A 23,339-nucleotide genomic window follows, 5' to 3' on the forward strand; every position below is an offset into this window, starting at 1 on the left:
TTTCCGTAACCCCGCTTGGCGGCTCAGAACACGTCGTCGGCGTCGACCCGCCCGTCGTCTAGCGCCCCTCGGACGGTGACTTCCTGGCCCAGCTGGACGCGCTGGTCGGTGTCGACGCTCATCGTCTGCTCGCCGTCGTCCAGCACGACGGGGTCGCCGGTCTGGACGACGGTCCCGGTGAACTCCACCTGCTCGGCGGTCTGTGCGCCGCCGGCAGCCGTGCCGGCGTCGGAGGCCGTGCCGGTGTCCCCGCCACTGCCGCCGGCGTCGCCGTCGCTCCCCCCGCCGAACGACGAGAGCCCGGCGTGGTCGTCGTCGCCCTCCGGTTCGGGGGCGGTGCTCGCAGCGCCGTCGTCGAGCACCACGACCGTCGACGCCCAGTTGGCCGAGGCCTCCTTGTCGTCCTGCCAGCCGTCCTGGATCTCGACGTCCGCGGCGAGCACCTCGTCGCCGGGCGCGATCTCCTTGTCCGCCTTCTCGCCCCACAGCGCCACGCGGATGTCGCCGGTGCCGTCCTGGATGCGGACGTTCCGGACCTGGCCCTCGCTGCCGTCGTCGCGGTCGAAGGTCCGCTTGGGGTCGGCCGAGCGGACGACGCCCGCGATGTCGACGGTGTCGCCGATCTCGACGCCGTCGATGCTGTCGGCGTCGGGTTCGAACGCCACCCGGTCGTCGATCTCGTCGACGGCCCCGTCCTCGCCGACGTGCAGCTCCAGCGAGCCCTCGCGCTCGCGGACGTAACCGTCGACGACCTCGACGGAGGTGCCGGGGTCTATCTCCTCGGCGCGGTCGGCCTGTTCGTCCCACAGCGTCACGCGCACGCGGCCCGTCTCGTCGCCCAGGGTGAGGTTCGCCACGCGGCCCTCGCTGCCGTCGTCGCGGTCGAAGGTGCGGACGCTGTCGGTATCGAGCACGAGGCCACGGAGCGTCACGTCGGACTGGCCCATCGTCAGGCTCTCGATCGTCGAGCCGTCGCCGGGTTCGACGTCGATGGTGGCGTCCTCGTCGGGTTCGGCCTTGTCGACGGACACTTCGAGTCCGTTGTAGCCGTCCTTCGGCCGGCCCTTCACGCGGAGCACGTCGCCGACGTCCAGGGCCCCGTCGTCGATGTCGACGGCCTGCTGGTCCCAGAAGGCGAGCCGGACGCTGGCGGTCTCGTCGGCGGCCTCGACGTTGATGACCCGACCGTCCTCGTCGTCGCCGTCCCGCTCGAAGGTGTTCAGGTCGCCGACGGCCATCACCTTCGCGAGGAACTTCACCTCGTCCATCCCCGGTTCGATGTCGGCGACGGTCTCGACCTCCCCCTCGTTCAGCTCGTGGGCCAGCAGCATCGCGGCCGTCTCCTCGTCCGCGAGGCCACCCATCTGTTCGACCTTCTCCGCGACGGCCTCGCGGAACTCCTCCTCGGAGACGTCCGTCTCCAGATCCGCGTAGATGTCCTCTATCGCACCCATTATCTATGGGACGCAGGGATGGGGCGCGCTTAAGCGTTGCCGTTGGTCCAGCGGCCCGCCGCCGTCTCCCGGTTCCGTCCGTCGGTCGCTCATACGTACCGCTGGTCCCGTCCCCGGGTATAAACCTCCGGTCAGGACTCGACCGACGCCGTCGTCACGGTGGTCCCGCCGTCGCCGCGGTCGTGGACGACCTCGACGGTCTCGGGGAGGCCGCCCGCGAGGGTGACGGTCGCACGGTAGTCGATCTCGACGATCGCCTGCGTACACATATCGGCCCCCTCTCGGTTCTCGGTTCCGACGGTGACGGTGAGGGTCCCGCGGTCGTAGTCGGCACCCGCGAGCGTCGCCGTCTTGCAGCCGTCGGCACCCCAGACCGTCCCCTCGACTGTGACGACGTCGGTGTCGGTGGTGACCGTCGCCGCGTCGCGCTGCGTCCCCGAGCCGCGCCCCGTGACGCTGAACGACGTGTCGGTCACGTGCGGTCGGCCGGGGAGTTCGCCCGTCGGCGTCTCCGTTCGCTCGTCGGTCTCGTCCGCCGGACTGTCGTCGGCTCCGCTGCCCGCACAGCCGGCGAGCGCGACGACCCCGGCGGTCCCGAGTCGTCGGAGGAGGGCTCTGCGTTCCATATCATCGAGACAGTATCCGTAAGAAAGGCCCTTGTGGTGGTTCAAAGCCGACTTTGACCGAGGTGTGTCCCCGCGCCGCGTGGTGCCCCCCGAACCGTCACCCTTTTCATACCGACCCGCCTCCGTCAAGGTGAGTCCGGATAGGGTAGTGGACTATCCTCTTGGCTTGCGGAGCCAGGGACCGGAGTTCAAATCTCCGTCCGGACGTTTCTCTCGACGCCACACCGCGAGCGGAGCGAGCGGTCAGCGTCGACCCCGTGCGGAGATTCGAGCGAGCGAGCCGCACGCCCGGAGCGTCTCGCCCAGGTCACATCTCCGTCCGGACGTTCACTGCGTTCACGACCGGACGTGCGATCTGTGGGCGGAGAGCGCCGTCCGACGCCGGGAGACGCGGGCCGGTGCCGCCTCAGACCGCCTTCTCGACGGTCTGGACGCCCTCGAGCACCGACTCGCGCTTGAAGTAGAGCAGCTCGATCGCGAGCACGGCGGCGGCGATGAGCAACACGGTGAAGAAGGTGTTGCGCTGGTGGATGAACAGGTGATAGAGGAGGATGGGGAAGAACGCGGCCGACCCGACGACGCCGAACGCCGGGACGAGGCCGTTGATCTCCTCGGCGTCGCGCTGGGTCCAGCCGACGTAGCTCATCGCGCCGAAGACGGCGATGAACGCCAGCGACCCGAAGGAGGTGATCCCCTGGAGGCTCCCGTAGGCGGTGAAGGCCGCGGCGAGGACGCCCAGCACGACGATGGTCCGCTCGGGGACGCCGTCGGCGTCGCCGTCGCCGATCCGGTCGGGCAGGAGGTCGTCGCTGAGCATCCCCTTCCCGAAGTGTGCGCTGCTGAACAGCGTCCCGTTGATGGCGCTGCCCGTCGAGAACAGCGCGGCGATTGAGATCGCTACGAACCCCCAGTCGCCGGGGATGAACGGGCGCGCGGCGACCGCGAGCGCCGTCTCGGGGTGCTGGGCGATGACCTCCTGGGGGGCGAGGCTCGTCGTGACGACGGCGACGAGGCCGTCGATGAGCACCGTCGCGACCAGCGAGACGTAGACGGCGATCGGCAGCGTCGACTCGGGGTCCTTGATCTGCTCCTGGTCGTACATCAGGAGCTGCCACCCCTGGAAGGAGACGAAGGAGATCGCCGTCGCCATCAGCAGTCCGGTGCCGGGGCTGGGCGAGAGGCCGAACTCCAGGGAGTTCACCTGGAAGCCGTAGACCACGCCCCAGCCGCCGAAGACGACGAGGATGGCCACCTTGAGCGCGACCAGCGCGATCTCGGAGCGGCCGGTCGAACGCGCTCCCAGCAGGTTCAGCCCCACGAACAGGCCGATGGCCGCCACCGAGACGAACGGCCGGACCGGCAGGCCCAGCAGCGGGACCGTGGTGACGTCGAACAGTTTCTCGAAGAAGCTCCCGAACGCGAAGGCGTACATCGCCATCGCGCCGATGTAGCCCACCAGGAGCGTCCAGCCGACGACGCCGGCGAGCTTCGGCCGGCCGACGAAGTTCTCGATGAACGTCACCGACCCGCCGTGGTCGTCAGAGAGCTTGTTGAGCTGGAGATACGAGTACGCGGCCGCCATCGACACCGTCGACGCGAGTGCGAACGCCGCCCAGGCGGACGCGCCCGTGATCCGAGCGACGACGCCGAGGACGGCGAACACGCCCCCGCCGATCATCCCGCCGAGGGCGATGGCGCTCGCGCCGAAGACGCCGAGTTGGTCGTCGTCTGACATCGACGATCGGTACAAGCGGTCCTTTGTAAGGATTTGTGCTTTCCTGTGCTTGCGGACCGAGTGGGGCGTAGCGCCCGTCTAACGCGTTGAGCGGGCTCGATGTCCGTCAGTCCCGACGGGCGTCGATGCCGACGCCCTCCTGTTGCTCGACGGCGACGCCCTCCGGTTCCGGACGGCCGCGCCGGACGTGGGCGTACTTGATGATCGAGACGAACACCACGCCGCCGACGGCGTTGCCGACCGTCGTGATCGCGAGGAACTGCGCCCACTCGCCGTAGGAGATGGGTGCGCCGGCGAAGATGCCCGCCAGCACCTCGATGTTACCGGCGACGCAGTGGGGCAGGTGGAAGAACCCGATCACGAACGTCGTCAGGACGACGATGGTCAGCCGGGTGATCGAGTCGCCGGCGGAGGTGAGCAGCCACGACAGCAGACCCATCAGCCAGCCCGCCAGTAGCGCGCCGACGAACACGCCGACCGGGGAGAGTTCGACGAACGGCGTCGCGACGCCGACGACCGTCTCCCGGGTGATGACGCCGGTCGTGGGACCGTAGCGGGCGATCAGCACCGCCATGAACACGCCGCCGACGATGTTCCCGCTCCAGACGAGTCCCCACAACCGGCCGAGTTCCCGCACGGACTTGTCGCCGGCCAACACCGGCAACACGGCCAGCGTCGTGTGCTCGGTGAACAGCTCCGAGTGGCCGAGCACGACGTAGACGAACCCGAAGGTGTACATCAGCGACATCGGGAACTTCAGCAGGGGCGGGTCGAGCGCGGTCCCCGCGACCGTCGCCATCGCGATCAGGAACAGCGGCCCGAGTCCGAGGTCGAACCCGCAGGACAGCGCCGAGACGAACTGTCCCGTCGACGGCCGTTCGATGGTCCGTATCCCCTCGCCCATCTGGTTCTCGAGGATGGCCGTGTAGTCCCGCATCGTGTCCCCGGGTGTCGGTTCGCCACCGCTACCGGTGTCGCTCATCGAGCGTCCTCCCGAGACGTAGACATCACCGGGGGGAGCCGCCCCGGCGGAAAGTGTCCACGGCCTGCGACTGCCCGCGCGCTCGGTTCGTCGCGGTGTTTTTTGCCCGCCGCGGCCGAACGCTCGCGTATGGAGGCCCACCTTCGCGCGGGGATCGCCGTCTACAACGCCGGCCGCTACCACGCCGCCCACGACGCGTGGGAGGACCGCTGGCTGGCCCTCGATGCGGGCGACGACGAGCGGTTCCTCCACGGGCTCATCCAGTTCACCGCCGTCGTCCACCACGGCACCGACGGGAACTGGTCGGGTGCCCGGGGCCTCGCGGAGAGCGCGGGCGAGTACCTCGAAGCCCTCCCGGCCGAGTACCGCGGCGTGACCCTCGCCGACGTGCGCCCGTTCCTCGCCCGCGCGGCCGCCGACCCGGAGGCGATCGACTGGGCGGACCCGCCCGAACTGACCCACGACGGCGTCGCCGTCGCCTACGACGACCTCGACTTCGCGGCGACGGCCGTCGCCGCCGGCGTGCTCGCCGAGGCCGACGGCCACGACGAGTCGGTGGTCGTCGACGCAGTCGACTACGCCCGCGCCGAACTCGACGAGCGGGGCGAGGGGCGGTTCGTCGGCCTCCTGTTCTCGTTCGTCCGCGACCCCGAGGGGCGGCCGGTCGTCTACGACCGGCTGCGGCGTCACGTCGAGCGCGAACGGGGCAAGGACAGCGACGTCGCGGGGCTGTTCGACTGACTACCGGCGGCGGAGGACGAGCCACCCGAGGTTCAGCCCCCACGTCGCGAGGAACGCGCCGACGGCGGCGACGAACGGCGAGCGGCGGAGTTCGACGTGTCCGAGCACGTACAGGCCGGCGAACTCGATGCCGGCGACCGCACAGGCGGCGAGCGTCCACGCCACCGCCTTCCAGGCTCGGTCGTACTGGGGCCAGTAGCCGTCGTAGGCCGTCGGGACACCCACCGCGAGCGTCATCAGCAGGAGGAAGTCGCCCGAACCGTCGCCGAACAGGGTGTAGAAGGCGTACGCCGCCGGGATGGCGACGGCGATGGCCGTCGCGATGACGGCGTTGCGCTGTGTCAAGACACGGGCGGCCAGTGCGTCGAGACGCGTCTCGGAGGGCATCGCGTCGCCGTTGTCGGGAGACGCGCATAAAAGCCCGTCCCGCGTCGCCGACCGTGCGCCGCGGACCTCGCCGTCGACCGCGAGTGTCCCGACGGCACTACCCACCGCGACCGGGGGACCGACATCGACCGGGCGATCCGCGGGCCCGACGGCGACGTCGACAACTTCCCGGAGTCCAAGGGCCGGACGTGTAGCCTCAACGCCGACGCCGATACGATGTTCCGCCACCGGTAATTCGACGAGGCCCGGGAGATGTCCCGCAGCGACCGCGGCCAGTCCGAGGACCACGCCCTCGTCCCCGTCGAGGCGTTCGACGTCCTCGGGTGGGGCGACCACCTCCGGGGCGTCCGAGTCGGTTGCGAGACGCGACGACCGGGACGCTCAGGCGTCCGGTTCGACGACCCGCTGTTCCCCGTCGAAGTGCGCGGAGTTGTCCTGGGGGTCGTAGCCCAGCGCCTCCCTCGCGCGCTCGATGGAGTAGTACTTCCGGTCGTTGTCGCTGATCCCGTAGACGATCTCGAACTCGTAGTCCGCCTCGAGCGCGCACTCGTGGATGTGGGCGCAGTCGCGGTAGGAGAGCCACATCGCCTGCCCGCGCTCGTAGTCGATGGGCGGGTGGTTCCGCGTGAGGTTGCCGATGCGGATGTTACAGACCGTGATGCCGTACTCGTCGTGGTAGTACCGACCGAGGATCTCGCCGGTGGCCTTCGAGACGCCGTAGAGGTTCCCCGGGCGGGGGAACTCGGAGCCGTCCAGCAGGAACTCGTCGTCCTCGCGGTACATCTCCGGGGTGCGGCGGTCGGTCTCGAACGCGCCGACGGCGTGGTTCGAGGAGGCGAAGACGAACCGCTCGACCCCCTCGTCGACGGCGGCTTCGTACATCTTCTGGGTGCCGTCGATGTTGTTCGAGAGGACCGACTTCCAGGGCGCGGTCTTCCGGGGGTCGCCGGCGAGGTGGACGACGGCGCTGACGCCGTCGACCGCCCGCGCGACGTCGTCGTCGTCGGCCACGTCGCCGACGACGTACTCGTGGGCGGGCTCCTCGGCCGGGGGACTGTGGAACATGAGCTTCCAGTCGTAGTCGTCCCCGATGCCCTCGAGGATGGCCTCCCCGACCGCGCCGCCAGCGCCAGTGAGCAGAACCGGGCCGTCCATACCTTATCGGGGACAGGTCATCGGTCAATAGGTAGCTTGCGGTTCCGTTATGTGCCGGCCCGCCGAGGGGTCCGTATGGACCCGACGGCTCCACAGGTCGCCTGCTTCGAGGCGGGCGTGAAGTTCGGTTCGCTGTACCACCAGTTCGCCGGAACGCCGGTCAGCCCCGCCAGCGCCGACTCGCTGGCCCGGGCGATGGAGGAGGCCATCGAGAACCAGCCGTACTGTGAGCGAGTCGACGTGTCGGTCCGCGAGGACGTCCTGGCCGAGGCTATCGAAGCGGGCGGGGCAGACTACACGGAACTCACCGGCCGCTTCCTCGACGTCGAGATGACCGTCGACTACGAGGGGGTCGTCGTCGAGACCAGTATGGCGATGGAGGACGGGTACCCGCTGATGCGGGTGGACGCGGTCTCGCCGGACGGATAAGGTATCTGATCGGTCGAACAGCCCCGAAAATTTTACCCGCGGTGCCCGTGGAGGTCCGGTGATGACCCTCCACGCAGTGGACGACATCGGCGACGCCATCGACGCCACGAAGTCGTTCGTGCTCCCGTTCGAGCTCGGGACGTGGCTCCGGCTCGCCTTCGTCGTCTTCTTCATCGGCGGTGGCGGCGGCACCGGCGGCGTCCAGAACCTCAGCAACCTCGGTGATATGGGCGGTGGCGGCGGTGGCGGCGGCACCGGCGGCTCCGGCGGGTTCGGCGCGACCGCGCCGCTGGAGTCGCTGCCGGCCGTGACCGACGGGCTGGCCCGACTGACGCTCCCGGGGGGGCTGCTCCAGACCGGCGGCCCCGGCCCCGGACTCCCGCCGGGCGCAGCCGAGGCGCTGGCCGGCTTCGGCCTCCTGACGCTCCTGGTCGTCGTGCTGGTCGTCGTCGCCCTCGTCGTCGTCTTCGCCGTCCTCGGCGCGCTGATGGAGTTCGTCTTCGTCCAGTCGCTCGTCGACCGCGAGGTCCACGTCCGCCGCTACGCGAGGGACCACCTCGGCAACGGCCTCCGACTGCTGGGTTTCCGGATCGTCGTCGGGCTGGCGATGCTGGTGGTGTTCGGCGGTCTCGCACTGGCCCTGTTCCTGGCCGTGCTCGGGGGGAGCGCGACCGACCTCGGCGCGTCCGTCATCCTCGGGTCGTTCGGGCTGTTCGTCCTCCTGCTCGTCGTGGCGGCGGTGGTCGGCGGCACGATCAACGGCTTCACCAACGTCTTCGTCGTCCCGCTGATGGTCGACGACGACGACGGCGTCGTCGCCAGTTGGCAGCGCCTGCTTGACTCGCTGACCGACCACCCCAAGCAGTACCTCGCCTACCTCGCGCTCTCGGTCGTCCTCGGCATCGGCGTCGGCATCGTCGGTGCGGTGCTGGGCGTCGTCGCCGCGATCGTCCTGCTGATCCCGTTCGGGGGACTGGCGCTGGTCTTCTGGTTCGCGCTGGGACAGGGGCTGCTGGCCGGCGTGCTCGCGGGGATCTCCCTCGCGGCGTTCGCGCTGGTCCTGCTGGTCGTCGCGAACCTCATCAAAGCGCCGCTGCTGGCGTTCCTGCGTTACTACGCGATGCTCGTGCTGGGCGACATCGACGCCGACCTCGACCCCATCCCCGAGGTCAGGGCGGACGTCCGGGGCTGAGCCGACGGGTCCCGGGAGTTCGTTTTCGGTTTCTCCGACCGCCGACCGCTCGCGTCCGGCGGTTACACTTTCACTTTCAGGCGGGCTTTTAATCCCTCCCCGTGTGAATACCTCCCTATGAGTCAGACGAGTCTGGACGACGACGAACTGTTCGGCGAGGCCGCCAACGAGATGCGCTCCGACGTGGAGGCGTCGCTGGCCGAGGCCCGCGGGGCGCTGCCCGACGCCGACGCCGTCTGGGACGTCGAGGCCGACAACACGCTCGGTGTCCTGAACGCGCTGAAGGGGGCACTCGACGTGGGCGACGCCGAGGACCACCTGCGGGACGCGAAGAAGTGGTACACGATGGGCGAACGCGCCGACGCCTTCGAGGACGCCGACGACCTGGCCGAGGAGATCGAGACCGTCGAGGGCCTGATCAAGGACGTCGAGGACGCCCGCGAGCAGGTGAGCGACCTGACCGCGACGATCCCACAGCTGCGGAGCACGTTGGAGGAACTCGGCGAGGGCAGCGACGACGCGGAGACGGACGCCGAGGCCGACGAGGCCGAGGCCTGACCGCCGCTCTTCTCCCGTTCCCCAGCGACGCGCTCGTCCGAGGTGTCCGGCGATCGCTCTCCCCTCCGGGGGGAGCCGGCGGGGTGGCCGAGGCGGCCTACACGATGGAGTCGGGCCGGGTGGCGAAGTAGGTGAACACCATCCCGAGGCCGACGCCGTAGACGACGTGGGCGAGCAGCGTCAGCGCCGCGTACAGCGCGAGCGTGACGCCGCTCTGTCCGGTGTAGAACGCGAGGACGAACCCCGTCCACATCGCGGCCCCGAAGAACGCCCCCGCCTTCGCGTCGGAGTCGCCGGGCAGGTACGCCTTCAGCGACGCGAACAGGAGCGGCCACGGGAACATCCCGCCGCCGAGGAAGACGAACAGGCCGAACAGCACCTCCGGCACGTAGCCGGTCAGTCCCACGATCTCGGTCAGGATGGCGAAGTCGCCGAAGCTGAACGCGCCCACCGACTGTGCGATCAGGAAGACGACGCTCATCATCGCCGTCCCGACGAGGCCGCCCGCCGCGCCCACGACGCCGTCGGCGAGGATCCCCGCGAGGCTGTCGAACTCCTCGCTCTCGACCAGCGAGTCGTCGTTGACGGGGTCGTCGACCCCGGGTGACGCATCGTTCATAGTGTGTCATAGCGTACCAAGTGACAAAAAGAATGCGCACGTGTTCGGCTGTGGACCCGGTTATGTAATCTGACTGTCCACAATACCTATGATAGGTGCTGAAAAAACATTAGGGAAATGCCGAGTCACTTGGTACCACACGCCGTGAGCCTCCTACTCCAGGGGGGGCCGGTCAGGTCACCGAAACAGGTGTTCAACAACATCTTCGAGGTGTTTCTCTGGTTGGGGACGGCCGTGGGGATCGTCGTCATCCTGTACACGCTGTACCACGCGGTGAAGTACCGCGAGTCCGCGAGCGAGGACGACCCCTACGCCGACAAGGTCGAGCGCCCGTCGATGGGGGAGCTACCACAGGGGGGATCGGGCGGCCGGAAGGTGTTCTACTCCTTCGGCATCAGCGCCGTCATCGTGATCTCGCTCATCGCCTGGACGTACAGCACGCTGCTGTACATCGAGCAGGGGCCGCCCGAGGATCGGGCCGAGTCGATCACCGTCGAGGTCGAGGGGTTCCGCTTCGGCTGGGAGTTCATCTACCCGAACAACTACAGCGACATCACCCTCCGGGTGCCCGAGGACCGGGTGGTCAGGTTACGGGTGACATCGCGGGACGTGTTCCACAACTTCGGCATCCCCGAGTGGCGGGTCAAGACCGACGCCATCCCGGGGATGTACACGGACGCGTGGTTCGTCGCCAACGAGACGGGCACCTACCAGGCGAAGTGTTACGAACTCTGTGGCAGCGGCCACTCGCAGATGGTCGCCGACGTGCAGGTTATGCCCGCCGAGGAGTTCGACGAGTGGTACGCGGGGACGAACGGAACGACTGAGGGCGGGAACGCGACGAGTGCGAACGGGACCGCGAGCCTCGGCGCGCCCGCACGGGCTGCCGCGCCCGCGGGAGGTGTCCCGGCGTGAGCGAAGCCCACGACCACGGGCTGCCGCCGAAGTCCTCGATCAGCCGGTGGTTCCTCACGACCAACCACAAGGACATCGGCGTCCTCTACCTGGTCACCGCGCTCTTCTTCCTGGTCTTCGGCGGGATGCTGGCGCTGCTGTTCCGCCTCGAACTCATCTCCCCCGGCGCGGACCTGCTGGGGTCGCTGGGGTACAACCAGGCGGTCTCCACCCACGGGCTGTTGATGGTGTTCTGGTTCATCTCGCCCTTCGCCTTCGGGTTCGCCAACTACGTGGTCCCGCTCCAGATCGGGGCCGACGACCTCGCGTTCCCGCGCCTGAACGCGCTGTCGTACTGGCTCTACCTCTTCTCGGGGGTCCTGATGGGCGTCTCCTTCTTCCAGGGGATGACCTTCGTCGGCGGGTGGACGATGTACGCGCCGCTGAACACGCCCGCCTACATCCCCGGCGAGGGGCTCGGCGCGACCTCCGTCGTGCTGGCGCTCATCATGTTCACCGCCGCGGTGACGCTGGGGTCGGTGAACTTCCTGACCACGATGTACCGGATGCGCGCCGAGGGGATGCGGATGCGCGATATCCCCATCTTCTCGCTGTCGATCAACCTCACCGTCTGGATGATGCTCTTTGCCTTCGCCGCCCTGCTGGCGGCGCTGATGATCCTCGGCTCCGACCACATCATCGGGACGAACTACTTCGCCTACTCCATCGACGGCACGACGATGGCCACCGACGCCGACAACCCCGGGGCGTCGCTTTTGTGGGCGCACCTGTTCTGGTTCTTCGGCCACCCCGAGGTGTACATCGTCTTCTTCCCCGCGCTGGGGGTCATGGCCGAGTGCTTCCAGACGTTCACCGGCCGCCGACTCGTCGGCCGGAAGTGGTTCATCCTCTCGATGGTGCTGGTGGCGCTCCAGAGCTTCGTCGTCTGGATGCACCACATGTTCCTGACCGGGATCAACCTCCCCATCAAGACCATCTTCATGGCGACGACCATCGGGATCTCGCTGCCCTTCGACCTGATGGTGTTCTCACTGATCTACACGATGGCGAAGGGACGGGTCCGCTTCACCACGCCGTTCCTGTTCTCGCTGGGCGCGCTCATCCTCTTCATCATCGGCGGCATCACCGGCGTCTTCCTCGGGGCCATCGTGCTGGACTACCAGTTCCGGGGCACCTACTGGGTGGTCGCGCACTTCCACTACGTGATGGTCTCGGGCGCGACCGCGCTCTTCGGCGGGCTCTACTACTGGTATCCGAAAATAACCGGGAAGATGTACGACGAGTTCCTCGGGAAGCTCCACTTCGCGGTGTACTTCGTCGGGTTCAATCTGCTGTACTTCCCGATGTTCGTCGCCTGGGAGACGCCCCGGCGGGTGTTCGAGTACTCCCAGGACCTCCAGATCTACCACTCCGTCGCCACCGTCGGCGGGTTCATCCTCGGCGCGAGTATGCTCATCATGTTCTACAACCTCTTCGTCTCGCTGTGGCGCGGCGAGGACGCCGGCGACAACCCGTGGGACTACGCCACCTCCGCCGAGTGGGCGGTCTCCTCGCCGCCGCCCCTGGAGAACTTCCCGGGCATCCCGAGCTACGCGGGCGGCTCGCTGTCCTTCCTCGACGACGAGGACGTGGCCGAGCGCCGCCGGGAGACGAGCGACTCCGACCGGCCCGCTGGGAGCGGCGTCGTCGCGGACGGCGGCACTGCAACTGACGGCGGGACCGGGACGGCCCCGGTGACCGCCCGGGCGACGGCGACGCCGACGGTCCCGGCCCACGAGACCGAGGAGGAGGAACACGCCAGCCACGCGAGCCTGTGGCCGTTCCTCATCAGTCTCGCGGGCTTCGTCGCCTTCCTCGGGCTCTCGGGCGTGCGCACGGGGAGCCTGGTCTACATCTCGCTGGCCGCCGCCGGCGGCCTGGCGACGGTCGGTTCGCTGTTCGGGATGGCCCGCGAGTCGTTCCACGCGCCGGAGATGGCCATCGCCGAGCGCTGGCCGTTCGCCGGCGTCGAGAAGACGAAACTCGGGCTGTGGTTCTTCCTCGCCAGCGACATCGTCCTCTTCGGGGCCTTCATCGGCTCGTACGCCTTCGTGCGGGTCGCCTACGGCTGGACGGAGTGGCACCACGACCTCATCCCGGCGGCCCACGTGACGATGCCGGGCCTGATCAACACCTACCTGCTGCTCACGTCGAGCTTCCTCGTCGTGCTGGCGATGGTCGCCGCCGAACGCGAGAGCCGCCGGGGCACGGTCGCCGCGCTGGTCGGGACCTTCCTGCTGGGTGTGGGCTTCCTGATCAACAAGGGGATCGAGTGGAACCACCTGTTCCACATCCACAGCGAACTGTTCCCCAACGGGTGGAACCTCTCGACGAACATCGCCTCGTCGACGTTCTACCTCACCACCGGGCTCCACGGAGCCCACGTCACCGTCGGCCTGATAATCTGTGCGTACATGGCCGTCAGGGCCTGGAACGGGGCCTACCAGGGCGACGACAAGCCCATCGAGTACTTCGGGCTGTACTGGCACTTCGTGGACATCGTGTGGCTGTTCCTGTTCCCGCTGTTCTACATCCTCTAAGACCATGGACTGGAAAGGCTACACCCTGATCTACGTCGTGTTGTTCGTGTTCGCGACCGCACAGGCCGTCGTCGAGTTCGCCGGCCTCGTCGAGAGCGCCTACTGGGCGGCGTTCGGGATCATAATGGTGCTGTCGGTGATCAAGGCCGTCGGCGTCGCCGCCTACTACCAGCACCTCCGCTGGGAGCCCCGTTCGGTCACGTACCTCGTGCTGGGCGGAACGCTGGCGGCCGTGGCGCTGACGATGGCCGCCGCCTACTCCATCGTCTGAAGCCCCTCTCTCAGAACACCCACACCGCCGCCAGGACGACACCGCCACCGGGGCGATCTCGCGCAGTGCGCTCCCGAGCAGGTCGACCAGCGGCGGCATAGTCCGTCGTGCCACGGGCGCGGCTACGTAGCTTCGGCCGCCCGTCGGGGGTCACGCGACCAGCTGCGCGACGATGGCGACGAGGAAGAGGGTCGCCGCGACGGTGGCCGACTCCGCGGCGGCCAGCGAACTGGGGTGACCCCGCCGCTTCGCGGAGCTGTAGACGCCGAACAGCAGGTAGCTCACGAGCGCGATCCCGCCGGCCAGCGCGACGCTCAGGCCCATCGTCGCCCGCTGAGCGGCCGGCGCGGAGATGTACGCGAACGTCAGCCCGACGAAGCCGACGACCAGCAGCGCGAAGCCGAGCCCCAGCACCGCGGGGTCGTCCCAGAGCTCGTCGCGACGCTGGACGGCCCCGGTCGGTACCCACCCGCCGGCCGACGGGGTGTAGTCGTACCAGCCGCGACTGCGAGCCACCCAGCCGAGTATCGCGAACCCGACCAGCCCCATCAGCGCCGTACTCACGAGATACGAGGTTGCCATACGGTGACGTACAGCAGTGTCCGTAATAATCGTTGGTGCCGCTCGGACCCCCGGTTAGAAGTGGGTGTCATTTCATCACACACACGATGGTCCATCGATCGACGCATCGACGCGGGAGCGAGGGCGGATGAGCGGCTCGCAGCGCGCGCCGGCGGCGGACCTCGGCCTGCTGGACGCGACGATGATCGGGATGGGCGCGATGATCGGCGCGGGCATCTTCGTGCTGACTGGGCTGGCCGCCGAGATCGCCGGCCCCGCGGCGATCCTCGTGTTCGTACTGAACGGCGTCGTCACGGCGTTCACCGGCCTGTCGTACGCGGAGCTGGCCGCCTCCATCCCCAAGAGCGGGGGTGGCTACGCGTTCGTCCGCGAGGTCTTCGCCGACCTCCCCTCCTTCCTGATGGGGTGGATGCTGTGGTTCGCGTACATGATCGCCGGGGCGCTGTACGCGCTGGGGTTCGCCCCGAACTTCCTCGAACTGCTCCACGTCTACGGGATCGTCCCGCCGCCCGAGCAGGTGGGTGCGATCGCGCTGCCGGTGGTCGACGCCGCCGTCCCGGCGGCGTTCGGGCTCGCCTTCGTCGCCGTGCTGGCGCTGGTCGCGCTCAACGCCGTCTCGACGGCCGCGAGCGGGAGCGTCGAGACGATCTTCACGGCGACGAAGGTAGCCATCCTGCTCGTGTTCGTCGCCTTCGGCGCGACCGCACCGATGTTCTCGACGGCGGAGTTCCAGCCGCTCTTTCCCGCCGGAGCGGGCGCGGCGGCGGTCCTGCCGGCGATGGGGCTGACGTTCATCGCCTTCGAGGGGTACGACCTCATCACCACGGTCACGGAGGAGGTGAAGAACCCCCGCGAGAACATCCCGAAGGCGATCTTCGTCAGCCTCGCGGCCACCGTCGTCGTCTACCTCGCCGTCGTGACCGTCGCCGTCGGGACCCTCGGGGCCGAGGGACTGGCGGCGGCCGGCGAGGCCGGCATCGCCGAGGCCGCGACGCAGTTCATGCCGACCGGTATCCCGGTCATCCGGAACGGGGGCGCGATCATCGTCTTCGGCGCGGTGTTCTCGACGCTGACGGCGCTGAACGCGGTCGTCATCGCCTCCTCCCGGGTCGCGTTCTCGATGGGCCGGGAGGGCCAGTTGCTCCCGCGGTTCGGGCAGCTGCACCACCGCTACGGGACGCCGTTCGTCGCGATCCTCGCAAGCGCCGTCGTGATGCTCGGGTCGGTGGCGCTGCCGACCCAGAGCGCCGGCAATATGTCCAGCCTCTTCTTTCTGCTCTCGTTCGTCGTCGTCAACGGCTCGGTCATCAAGCTCCGACGGGAGCGCCCGAACATGACCCGACCCTACGAGATGCCGTTCTACCCCGCACCCCCCGTCATCGGCATCGTGTTGAACCTCGTCCTGACGGCGGTACTGGTCGAGTACCTCGTCCGGACGGACCCGCTGGCGCTGGCACTCAGCGCCGGGTGGATCCTGCTGGGGGGCGTCTCGTACGTCGCGCTCGGCCGCGCGGCCGACACCGAACGCGGGCCCGGTGAGCCGGCACAGACAGCGCCCGCAGGGGACGACTCATGACAGGGAAACTCGACATCGTCATCGCGGGCGGCGGTCGCGTCGGCTTCCAGACAGCCCGGCTCCTCGAAGAGCGGGGCCACGACGTCACGGTCGTCGAACAGGACTCCGACCGGTGTGCGGTGCTGGCAGACGCCTACGTCGCGACGGTCATCGAGGGCGACGCCACGAACCCCGGTATCCTCGAACAGGCCGGCGTCGAGACGGCCGACACCGTCGCCGGGCTCTCCGGCGAGGCCGGGCTGAACCTCGCCGTCTGTCTGGCCGCCCGCGAGCTCGCGCCCGACGTGCGAACCGTCGCCCGGGTGGACACCGCCGAACGGGCCGCCTACGACCGGTTCGTCGACGCGGTCGTGTTCCCCGAACTGGCCGGGGCGCGCGTGGCGGCCAACGAGGTGTTGGGCAGTGACGTCCAGAGCCTCGCCGACACGACCGGCCGGCTGGACATCATGCACCTCCGCGTCGCGGAGGGTGCGCCCGCGGCCGGCAAGTCGCTGGCCGCGGTCCGGCTCCCGAAGGGGGCGGTGGTCGTCTCCGACGAGAGCGGCGATCGGGTGGCCGGGCCGGAGACGGTCCTCACGGCCGGCGAGCGCTACGTCGTCGCCGTCGAGCCGGGGGTGGCCGACGAGGTGATGAACCTCTTCCGCGGCTAGGCCTCGACCGGCGGCGCGCGCTCGCGCTCGGCCGCACCCAGCGCCAGCTCCAGCGCCTCCTCGAAGGGCGTCCCCTCGACGGGGACGATCTCCTCGATGCGGTGGTCCGTGACGACCACGCGGTTCTTCAGGCCGTCGACGAGCGGCTTGGCGACGCTGACCGGCACGTCCGTCACCAGGCCGAGCCAGCGGGCCGACAGCCCCGGCGACAGCACCGGCACCGGCACGATGAGCGGCGGCCGCCCGACCAGTCGCTCGGCGGTCGTCGTCAGGATCTCCTGGTAGGTCAGCACGTCCGGCCCTCCGATCTCGTAGGTCTCGCCGGCGGTCTCCGGGGCGTCTAGCACGCCGACGAGGTACTCGATGACGTCGTCGACGTAGATCGGCTGGCACTCGGTGCGGACCCACGACGGCGTGATCATCACCGGGAGCCGCGCCGCGAGCTGGCGGATGATCCGGAAGCTCGCCGATCCCGCCCCGACGACGATGGCCGCCCGCAGCGCCGTCAGCTCGGCCTCGCCCTCCCCGAGAATGTGCTCGACCTCCCGCCGTGATTCGAGGTGTTCCGAGAGCTCTTCCGCCTCGCTGCCCAGGCCGCCGAGGTAGACGATGCGCTCGATGCCCGCCTCGTCGGCGGCTCGCAGGAAGTTCCGCGCGCCGCGGCGGTCCTGCTCCCGGAAGTCCTCGCCGGCCTGCATCGAGTGGACGAGGTAGTAGGCCGCGTCGACGGCCGGCAGCGTCAGGTCCTCGTCGAGGACGTCCCCCTGTACCACCTCGACGCCGGTCGGCGGGTCGTAGCTGTCGGGGTCGCGGGTCATCGCGACCACCTCGTGGCCACGTTCCAGGAGGGCCGGGACGAGGTGGCCCCCGACGAACCCGGTCGCCCCCGTGACGAGGACGCGCATACCGACCGGTTGGGTCGCTGTCTCCTTAACCCCACGGCCGGCGGCCACCGACCACTCGAATTAGATATATCTAAATATCTAATTAGGTGAAAACACTTTTACGGTTAGGCGATGAGGTACGCGTGTTCAGACACGTATGACGCGAAACGACGGCGTCTCCGGCACCGCACCGGAGACGCGACGGAACTGCCTTCCCTCACGGGGCCGCGTGCTCGTGCCCGGCGGTCGCGCCGGTCGGACGGCGGGTGTCGGTCGATGAGCCCGCTGCAGCTCCCGGCCGGGCTGTTCGACCCGGCCGTCCGGCAGGCGCTCGACGTCCTCGTCGGGTCCTGGCGCGAGGGGTTCGTGCAGGTCTCGGGGTTCGTCGGGGCGACCGTCCTCCTCTTCAGTCTCGTCCAGTACCGCTTCGACGGCAGGCTCACGGAACTCCTCGGGGAACACGAGCGCGCCCAACCGCTCGTCGGTGCCCTCCTCGGGCTGACGCCGGGGTGTGGCGGCGCGATCATCGCGATGCCGCTGTACATCCGCGGGACCGTCAGCTTCGGGACCGTCGTCGCCGCGCTCGCGGCGACGGCGGGAGACTCCGCGTTCGTCATCCTCGCGCTCGCGCCCGAGGCGGCGCTGTACGCGTACGGGCTCGCCTTCGTCGCCGCCGTGCTCTTCGGCTACGCCATCGACCTCTGGGGGCTTGGGGTGGGTCGGGTCGACAGCGCGGTCGACCGCCTCGGCCGACCGATGACCGACGGCGGGTTCGCCACCACGAGCGTCGCGGAGGGCGGGCCGAGCGTCCCCGAGTACGAGGGACCGGACCAGCACGGCCACGGTGGCGGGCTGCCGAGCTATCTCCCGCAGTCCACCCTACTGGAACGGGTCAGCCACGCCGTCCACGTCCTCTGGTGGGTCGTCCTCTCGGGGGCGCTCGTGGCCGGGGTCCTCTACCTCGTCCAGGGTGCCAGGGAACCCGTCTGGGAGGTCGCGTTCACGTACGACGGGCTGTTCACCGTCGCCGGCCTCGTCGGCACCACGCTCTCGTTTTACCTCCACTTCGTCGGTCGCCACTACGTCGGGGCGGGCGACACCGGCCAGGTCAGGGACTCCTTCGAGAGCCTGTACAGGACGTTCCAGCACGCGGCGATGGAGACGGCGATGGTCACGGTCTGGGTCGTCGCGGGCTACCTCCTCTACGAGTACGGGCTGTTGTTGACCGGCGTGGACATCCAGGGGCTGGCGGCGTCGGCGGGCGTGCTCGCCCCCATCGCGGGTGCCCTCATCGGGCTCGTCCCCGGCTGTGCGGCCCACATCGTGTTCGCCCAGCTGTACGCCGTCGAGGAGGCGATCCCGTTCTCGGCGCTGGTGGCCAACGCGATCAGCCAGGACGGGGACGCGCTGTTTCCCCTGATGGCCATCGACCTGAAGGCGGCCATCGTCGCGACGATCTACACGACGATCCCGGGCGTCGTCGTCGGGATCGCCGTCTACCACTTCTGGCCGTACGCCCAGTTCGGCTTCGGGGTGCTGTGACGGCCGACCCACCGGGCGACGCCGACTCCCGAGTTATTAAAATAGATGGAGAAAGTTAACAAGAAATAGGATCAAAAGCCGTCTTGATAACAGCTGATTTAATAATACGCGAGACACTACGTCCACGTAATGAGCTCCTCCGAGTCGGACCACGGCGGTCCGGACGACGGGCCGACCGGCACGGCGGGCGGCGACGCCACGATCCGGTTCTCGGTCCCGGACATGGACTGTGCCTCCTGTGCGGGGAAGGTAGAGAACGCCATCGGTCAGATCGACGGGGTCGCCGGCTACGAGACCCGGCCGACGACGGGTCGGGTCGTCGTCTCCTACGACACCGAGCGCACGAGCGAGGCCGCCCTCGTCGCCGCCATCGAGGGCGCGGGCTACGAGGTCGTCGACAGCGACGGCGAGGGCGACGGGGGCGGTAGCCACGACCCCGGCGGGACCGACGGCGTCTGGCCCAGCGCGCGGGCGAAGAAGACGGCCGTCGGCGGGGCCTTTCTCGCCGCCGGGCTGGCCCTGGAGTTCTTCCTCGGGGGACTGAACGCCGAACTCGCGACCGTCCTCGGCGAGCCGCTCCACCTGGCGGACGTGCTCTTCCTTGTCTCGGTCGCGGTCGCGGGCCAGTCCATCGTCCGGAACGGCTACTACTCCGCGAGGAACCTGAACCTCGACATCGACTTCCTGATGACCGTCGCCATCCTGGGGGCGCTCGCGGCCAGCCTGGCCTTCGGCGAGGCGCTGTACTTCGAGGCCGCGACGCTGGCGACGCTGTTCAGCGTCGCCGAACTGCTCGAACGGGCGTCGATGGACCGCGCCCGGGACTCGCTGCAGGAGCTGATGGACCTCTCGCCCGACGAGGCGACGGTCAAGCGCGGCGACGACACCGAGACGGTCCCCGTCGAGGCCGTCGCGGTCGGCGACGTGGTGGTCGTCAAGCCCGGCGAGAAGATCCCGATGGACGGCGACGTCGTCGCGGGCGGCAGCGCGGTCAACCAGGCCCCGATCACCGGCGAGTCCGTGCCGGTCGACAAGACGACCGGCGACGAGGTGTACGCCGGCACGATCAACGAGGAGGGCTACCTCGAGGTCGAGGTCACGTCCGCGGCCGGCGACAACACCCTCTCGCGCATCGTCGAGCTGATCGAGGACGCCCAGTCGAACAAGACCGACCGCGAACAGTTCGTCGAGCGGTTCGCCGCCTACTACACGCCCGTCGTCGTCGCCTTCGCGGTGCTCGTGACGGTCGGCGGGCCGTTCGTCCTCGGGACCACCTGGCCCGAGGCCGTCGTCGACGGGCTGACGCTGCTGGTGCTTGCCTGTCCGTGTGCCTTCGTCATCTCGACGCCGGTCTCGGTCGTCTCGGGACTGACCAGCGCCGCGAAGAACGGCGTCCTCATCAAGGGCGGCTCACACCTCGAGGCGACGGGCGCGGTCGAGGCCGTCGCCTTCGACAAGACCGGGACGCTCACGAAGGGCGAACTCACGGTGACCGACGTCGTCCCGCTCAACGGCAACACCGAGGCCGACGTGTTGCGGTGTGCCCGCGGGCTCGAGAAGCGCAGCGAACACCCCATCGGCGAGGCCATCGTCCAGCGGGCCGAGGGAGCCGACGTCGCCGAGCGCGAGGTCGACGAGTTCGAGAGCATCACCGGGAAGGGCGTCCGGGCGGACCTCGACGGCACGCCCCACTACGCGGGCAAGCCCGGCCTGTTCGACGAACTCGGCTTCGACCTCTCGCACGTCCACGCGACGACCGACGGCGGCGTCGTCACCCGGACCAGCCGGCAGCTGTGTGCGCGCAACGACTGCCTGGACCTGCTGACCGACACGGTCCCCGGACTCCAGTCGGAGGGGAAGACGGTCGTCCTGGTCGGCACCGAGGACGAGCTGGAGGGGCTCATCGCCGTCGCCGACGAGGTCCGTCCCGAGGCCGCCGCGGCCGTCGAGCGCCTGAGGGCGCTGGGCGTCGAGCGGACGGTGATGCTCACCGGCGACAACGAGCGGACCGCGCGGGCCATCGCGAGCGAGGTCGGCGTCGACGACTACCGCGCCGAGCTGCTGCCCGACGAGAAGGTCGCCGCCGTCGAGGACCTCGTCGCCGAGTTCGAGGGCGGCGCGGCGATGGTCGGCGACGGCATCAACGACGCGCCCGCGATGGCGACGGCCACCGTCGGGGTCGCGATGGGTGCCGCGGGCACCGACACGGCGCTGGAGACGGCCGACGTGGCGCTGATGAGCGACGACCTCTCGAAGCTGCCCTATCTGTACGAACTCGCCGGCAGGGCCAACGGCGTCATCCGGCAGAACATCGCCGCAAGCCTCGTCGTCAAGGCCGGCCTCGCGCTCGCCGTCCCCTTCGGCTACGTCCCCATCTGGCTCGCGGTGCTCGCCGGCGACGCCGGGATGACCGTCGGGGTCACGGGCAACGCGATGCGGCTCTCGCGGGTCCGGGCGGACGGCGAGGGGAGTCCCGAGACCGAGGCGTCGGAGTCGTAGCGGGACGGCCGTCCCGACCGGCTCAGTCGTCGGCGTCGGTTCGGGCGCGCCGTTCGGTCGCCCGGCGGACGAACTCCTCGGGCAGCTCGTCGATCTCGCCGGCCTGGACCGCCCAGAGGCTGGCGTACAGCCCGTCGGCGGCCAGCAGGTCGTCGTGGGTGCCCCGCTCGACGATGCGGCCGTCCTCCAGCACGAGGATGGTGTCGGCGTCCTTGACCGTCGAGAGCCGGTGAGCGATGGCGAAGGTGGTCCGGTCTTCCGTCAGGTCGTCCAGCGAGCGCTGGATGAGCATCTCCGTCTCCGTGTCGACGTCGCTGGTCGCCTCGTCAAGCACCATAACGTCGGGGTCTTTCAGCATCGCGCGGGCGATGGCGATGCGCTGCCGTTGCCCGCCCGAGAGCTTGACGCCGCGCTCGCCGACCATCGTGTCGTAGCCGTCCGGGAGGTTCTGGATGAAGCCGTGGGCCTCGGCGGCGCGGGCGGCCTCGCGGATCTCCTCGTCGCTGGCGTCGAAGGTCCCGTAGGCGATGTTCTCGCGGACGGTGCCGTAGAAGAGGAACGTCTCCTGGCTCACGTAGCCGATGGCCTGTCTGATCGAACTGATCTGGACGTCCTCGAGGTCCTGGCCGTCGATGCGGATCGCCCCCTCGTCGACGTCGTACATCCGGAGCAAGAGCTTGAGGACGGTGGACTTCCCCGCGCCGGTCGGGCCCACGAGCGCCACCGTCTCGCCGCCCTCGACGGAGAAGTCGATGTCCGCGACGACGGGGTCGCCGTCGTAGCCGAAGGTCACGTCGTCGTACTCGACGGCCCCCTCGGTGACGGTCAGCGGCTCGGCGTCGTCGGCCTCGACGAGCCGGCCGGGGGTGTCCATCAGGCCGAACACCCGCTCGGCGGAGGCGTAGGCCCGCTGGTACATGTTGATGATCTGCCCGAACTGCGCCATCGGCCAGACGAACCGCTGGGTGTAGATGATGAACGCGACGAACTCGCCGGCCGAGAGGCCAAGCGTCAGCGGCCCCGGTGCCTGCCCGAGGACCATCAGCCCGCCGACGACGAACGTCAGCACGAACCCCAGCCCGGCGACGAGTCGGAGCCCGGGGAAGAACGTGATGCGGGTCTCGATGGCGTCCCAGTTGGCGTCGAAGTACGCCTGCGAGGAGTCCTCGACCCGGTCTGCCTCGTAGGGTTCGGTGTTGGCCGTCTTGATGATCTGGATGCCGCTCAGGTTGTTCTCCAGCCGGGAGTTCAGCCGCCCGACGGAGGAGCGGACCTCGGCGTACTTGGGCTGGATCGTCTCGATGAACCGCTTGGTGAACAGGGCGATGATCGGCACCGGCACCAGCGCCACCAGCGCCAGCTGCCAGTTCATCCAGAACAGGTAGCCGGCGATGCCGACGACCATGATGACCAGCCGCGAGGTGGAGTTCAGCCCGTCGTTGAGGAACTTCTCCAGCCTGTTGACGTCGTTCGAGAGGACCGACATCATCTCCCCGGTCTGCTTGTCGGCGAAGAAGTCCATGTTCAGCCGCTGCATCGTCTCGTAGGTGTCGGTCCGCACCTCGTGTTGGACGTGCTGGGCGAACTTGTTCCACCCCCAGTTCCGGCTCCAGTGAAACACCGCGCCGAGGAGGAACGAAGCCGCGACGAGGCCCGCGGTCAGCCACAGCTGGCCGGCCGCCCCCGGCGGAATCCAGGCGTCGGGGACGAACAGCAGGTCGTAGCTGGAGTCGCCGCTCCCGCTCTCGAAGACGGCGTCGATAGCCAGCGCCAGCAGCAGCGGCGGCAGCAGGTCCAGTAGCCGCGCGAACACCGAACTCACGAGCCCGACGGTGAACGCGCCGCGCTGCTGGCCGCCGTAGGCAGTGAACAGCCGCCACATCGGTCGGTCGACGCGCTCCCTGGCGTCCTCGAAGGCGTCGTCCTCACCCGCCGCGTCGAAGTCCATCGCCCGGATTAGCCC

At 69.1% G+C, this 23,339-nt stretch carries 21 protein-coding genes and 1 tRNA gene; 12 read left to right on the forward strand and 10 right to left on the reverse strand.

Annotated elements, in window-relative coordinates:
* Positions 1–23 precede the first annotated feature (23 nt).
* Together P0592_RS08980 and P0592_RS08985 are read right to left on the reverse strand one after the other, a co-directional pair.
* Positions 24–1,454: a single-stranded DNA binding protein gene (locus P0592_RS08980; RefSeq protein WP_276270547.1), complete on the reverse strand. Its 1,431-nt coding sequence runs from the start codon at positions 1,452–1,454 to the stop codon at positions 24–26.
* 131 nt (positions 1,455–1,585) lie between these two features.
* On the reverse strand, positions 1,586–2,080 hold the full coding sequence (locus tag P0592_RS08985; protein WP_276270548.1) for a hypothetical protein: 495 nt from the start codon (positions 2,078–2,080) through the stop codon (positions 1,586–1,588).
* Positions 2,081–2,214: 134 nt separating this feature from the next.
* Between P0592_RS08985 and P0592_RS08990 the strand changes: the two genes are divergently transcribed.
* Positions 2,215–2,287: transfer RNA gene (locus tag P0592_RS08990), tRNA-Arg, on the forward strand.
* 199 nt (positions 2,288–2,486) lie between these two features.
* On the opposite strand, the gene P0592_RS08995 is transcribed toward P0592_RS08990, so the two are convergent.
* Together P0592_RS08995 and P0592_RS09000 are read right to left on the reverse strand one after the other, a co-directional pair.
* Positions 2,487–3,815, reverse strand: a complete 1,329-nt coding sequence (locus P0592_RS08995; RefSeq protein ID WP_276270549.1) for an APC family permease — start codon at positions 3,813–3,815, stop codon at positions 2,487–2,489.
* A gap of 106 nt (positions 3,816–3,921) precedes the next feature.
* Positions 3,922–4,797, reverse strand: coding sequence for a formate/nitrite transporter family protein (locus P0592_RS09000; protein WP_276270550.1), 876 nt, complete (start codon positions 4,795–4,797; stop codon positions 3,922–3,924).
* A 129-nt stretch (positions 4,798–4,926) separates the two neighbouring features.
* On the opposite strand from P0592_RS09000, the gene P0592_RS09005 reads away from it, so the two are divergent.
* Complete coding sequence (locus tag P0592_RS09005; RefSeq protein ID WP_276270551.1) at positions 4,927–5,538, forward strand: DUF309 domain-containing protein; 612 nt, start codon at positions 4,927–4,929, stop codon at positions 5,536–5,538.
* Here the strand turns inward: P0592_RS09005 and P0592_RS09010 are convergent, their stop codons facing one another.
* Positions 5,539–6,261, reverse strand: a complete 723-nt coding sequence (locus P0592_RS09010; RefSeq protein ID WP_276270552.1) for a hypothetical protein — start codon at positions 6,259–6,261, stop codon at positions 5,539–5,541.
* Between the two features lie 45 nt (positions 6,262–6,306).
* Entirely contained in the window at positions 6,307–7,080 is a 774-nt protein-coding gene (gene azf / locus P0592_RS09015; RefSeq protein ID WP_276270553.1) for an NAD-dependent glucose-6-phosphate dehydrogenase Azf, read from the reverse strand.
* A gap of 75 nt (positions 7,081–7,155) precedes the next feature.
* Between azf and P0592_RS09020 the strand changes: the two genes are divergently transcribed.
* The 3 genes from P0592_RS09020 to P0592_RS09030 all read left to right on the forward strand — a co-directional run bounded on the left by P0592_RS09020 (position 7,156) and on the right by P0592_RS09030 (position 9,259).
* Positions 7,156–7,509, forward strand: a complete 354-nt coding sequence (locus P0592_RS09020; RefSeq protein WP_276270554.1) for a dihydroneopterin aldolase family protein — start codon at positions 7,156–7,158, stop codon at positions 7,507–7,509.
* 61 nt (positions 7,510–7,570) lie between these two features.
* On the forward strand, positions 7,571–8,701 hold the full coding sequence (locus tag P0592_RS09025; RefSeq protein ID WP_276270555.1) for a DUF7544 domain-containing protein: 1,131 nt from the start codon (positions 7,571–7,573) through the stop codon (positions 8,699–8,701).
* A gap of 117 nt (positions 8,702–8,818) precedes the next feature.
* A complete protein-coding gene (locus tag P0592_RS09030) occupies positions 8,819–9,259 on the forward strand; it encodes a DUF5790 family protein (protein ID WP_276270556.1) in 441 nt (146 codons plus the stop codon).
* A gap of 97 nt (positions 9,260–9,356) precedes the next feature.
* Here P0592_RS09030 and P0592_RS09035 read toward each other — a convergent pair whose 3' ends face one another.
* Positions 9,357–9,878 carry a DUF6789 family protein gene (locus tag P0592_RS09035; protein WP_276270557.1) on the reverse strand — a complete coding sequence of 174 codons (522 nt, stop codon included), beginning with the start codon at positions 9,876–9,878 and terminating at the stop codon, positions 9,357–9,359.
* Between the two features lie 117 nt (positions 9,879–9,995).
* Between P0592_RS09035 and coxB the strand changes: the two genes are divergently transcribed.
* Genes coxB through P0592_RS09050 form a run of 3 tightly spaced genes read left to right on the forward strand, consistent with a single transcriptional unit; the run spans position 9,996 to position 13,643 of the window.
* Entirely contained in the window at positions 9,996–10,793 is a 798-nt protein-coding gene (coxB, locus tag P0592_RS09040; protein WP_276270558.1) for a cytochrome c oxidase subunit II, read from the forward strand.
* The gene (locus tag P0592_RS09045) at positions 10,790–13,372 is read left to right on the forward strand and encodes a cbb3-type cytochrome c oxidase subunit I (protein WP_276270559.1); all 2,583 of its coding nucleotides are present in this window, start codon (positions 10,790–10,792) and stop codon (positions 13,370–13,372) included. Before coxB ends, P0592_RS09045 begins: the two co-directional genes overlap by 4 nt.
* Positions 13,373–13,376: 4 nt before the next feature.
* A complete protein-coding gene (locus tag P0592_RS09050; RefSeq protein WP_276270560.1) occupies positions 13,377–13,643 on the forward strand; it encodes a cytochrome C oxidase subunit IV family protein in 267 nt (88 codons plus the stop codon).
* Between the two features lie 150 nt (positions 13,644–13,793).
* Here the strand turns inward: P0592_RS09050 and P0592_RS09055 are convergent, their stop codons facing one another.
* The gene (locus P0592_RS09055; protein ID WP_276270561.1) at positions 13,794–14,225 is read right to left on the reverse strand and encodes a hypothetical protein; all 432 of its coding nucleotides are present in this window, start codon (positions 14,223–14,225) and stop codon (positions 13,794–13,796) included.
* A 127-nt stretch (positions 14,226–14,352) separates the two neighbouring features.
* On the opposite strand from P0592_RS09055, the gene P0592_RS09060 reads away from it, so the two are divergent.
* Together P0592_RS09060 and P0592_RS09065 are read left to right on the forward strand one after the other, a co-directional pair.
* Positions 14,353–15,801 (forward strand): APC family permease, encoded by a 1,449-nt coding sequence (locus P0592_RS09060; RefSeq protein WP_276270562.1) that lies wholly within the window; start codon positions 14,353–14,355, stop codon positions 15,799–15,801.
* Entirely contained in the window at positions 15,798–16,451 is a 654-nt protein-coding gene (locus P0592_RS09065) for a potassium channel family protein (protein WP_276270563.1), read from the forward strand. The genes P0592_RS09060 and P0592_RS09065 overlap by 4 nt, the downstream gene beginning before the upstream one ends.
* On the opposite strand, the gene P0592_RS09070 is transcribed toward P0592_RS09065, so the two are convergent.
* Positions 16,448–17,356 (reverse strand): NAD(P)H-binding protein, encoded by a 909-nt coding sequence (locus P0592_RS09070; protein WP_276270564.1) that lies wholly within the window; start codon positions 17,354–17,356, stop codon positions 16,448–16,450. The two genes, P0592_RS09065 and P0592_RS09070, sit on opposite strands and share 4 nt — an antisense overlap.
* Positions 17,357–17,611: 255 nt before the next feature.
* On the opposite strand from P0592_RS09070, the gene P0592_RS09075 reads away from it, so the two are divergent.
* Together P0592_RS09075 and P0592_RS09080 are read left to right on the forward strand one after the other, a co-directional pair.
* Complete coding sequence (locus tag P0592_RS09075; protein ID WP_276270565.1) at positions 17,612–18,877, forward strand: putative manganese transporter; 1,266 nt, start codon at positions 17,612–17,614, stop codon at positions 18,875–18,877.
* Positions 18,878–19,006: 129 nt separating this feature from the next.
* The gene (locus tag P0592_RS09080; protein ID WP_276270566.1) at positions 19,007–21,376 is read left to right on the forward strand and encodes a heavy metal translocating P-type ATPase; all 2,370 of its coding nucleotides are present in this window, start codon (positions 19,007–19,009) and stop codon (positions 21,374–21,376) included.
* Between the two features lie 22 nt (positions 21,377–21,398).
* Here P0592_RS09080 and P0592_RS09085 read toward each other — a convergent pair whose 3' ends face one another.
* A complete protein-coding gene (locus tag P0592_RS09085; protein WP_276270567.1) occupies positions 21,399–23,324 on the reverse strand; it encodes an ABC transporter ATP-binding protein in 1,926 nt (641 codons plus the stop codon).
* Positions 23,325–23,339 lie beyond the last annotated feature (15 nt).

The organism is Haloarcula litorea (genome assembly GCF_029338195.1).
GTDB lineage: Archaea > Halobacteriota > Halobacteria > Halobacteriales > Haloarculaceae > Haloarcula > Haloarcula litorea.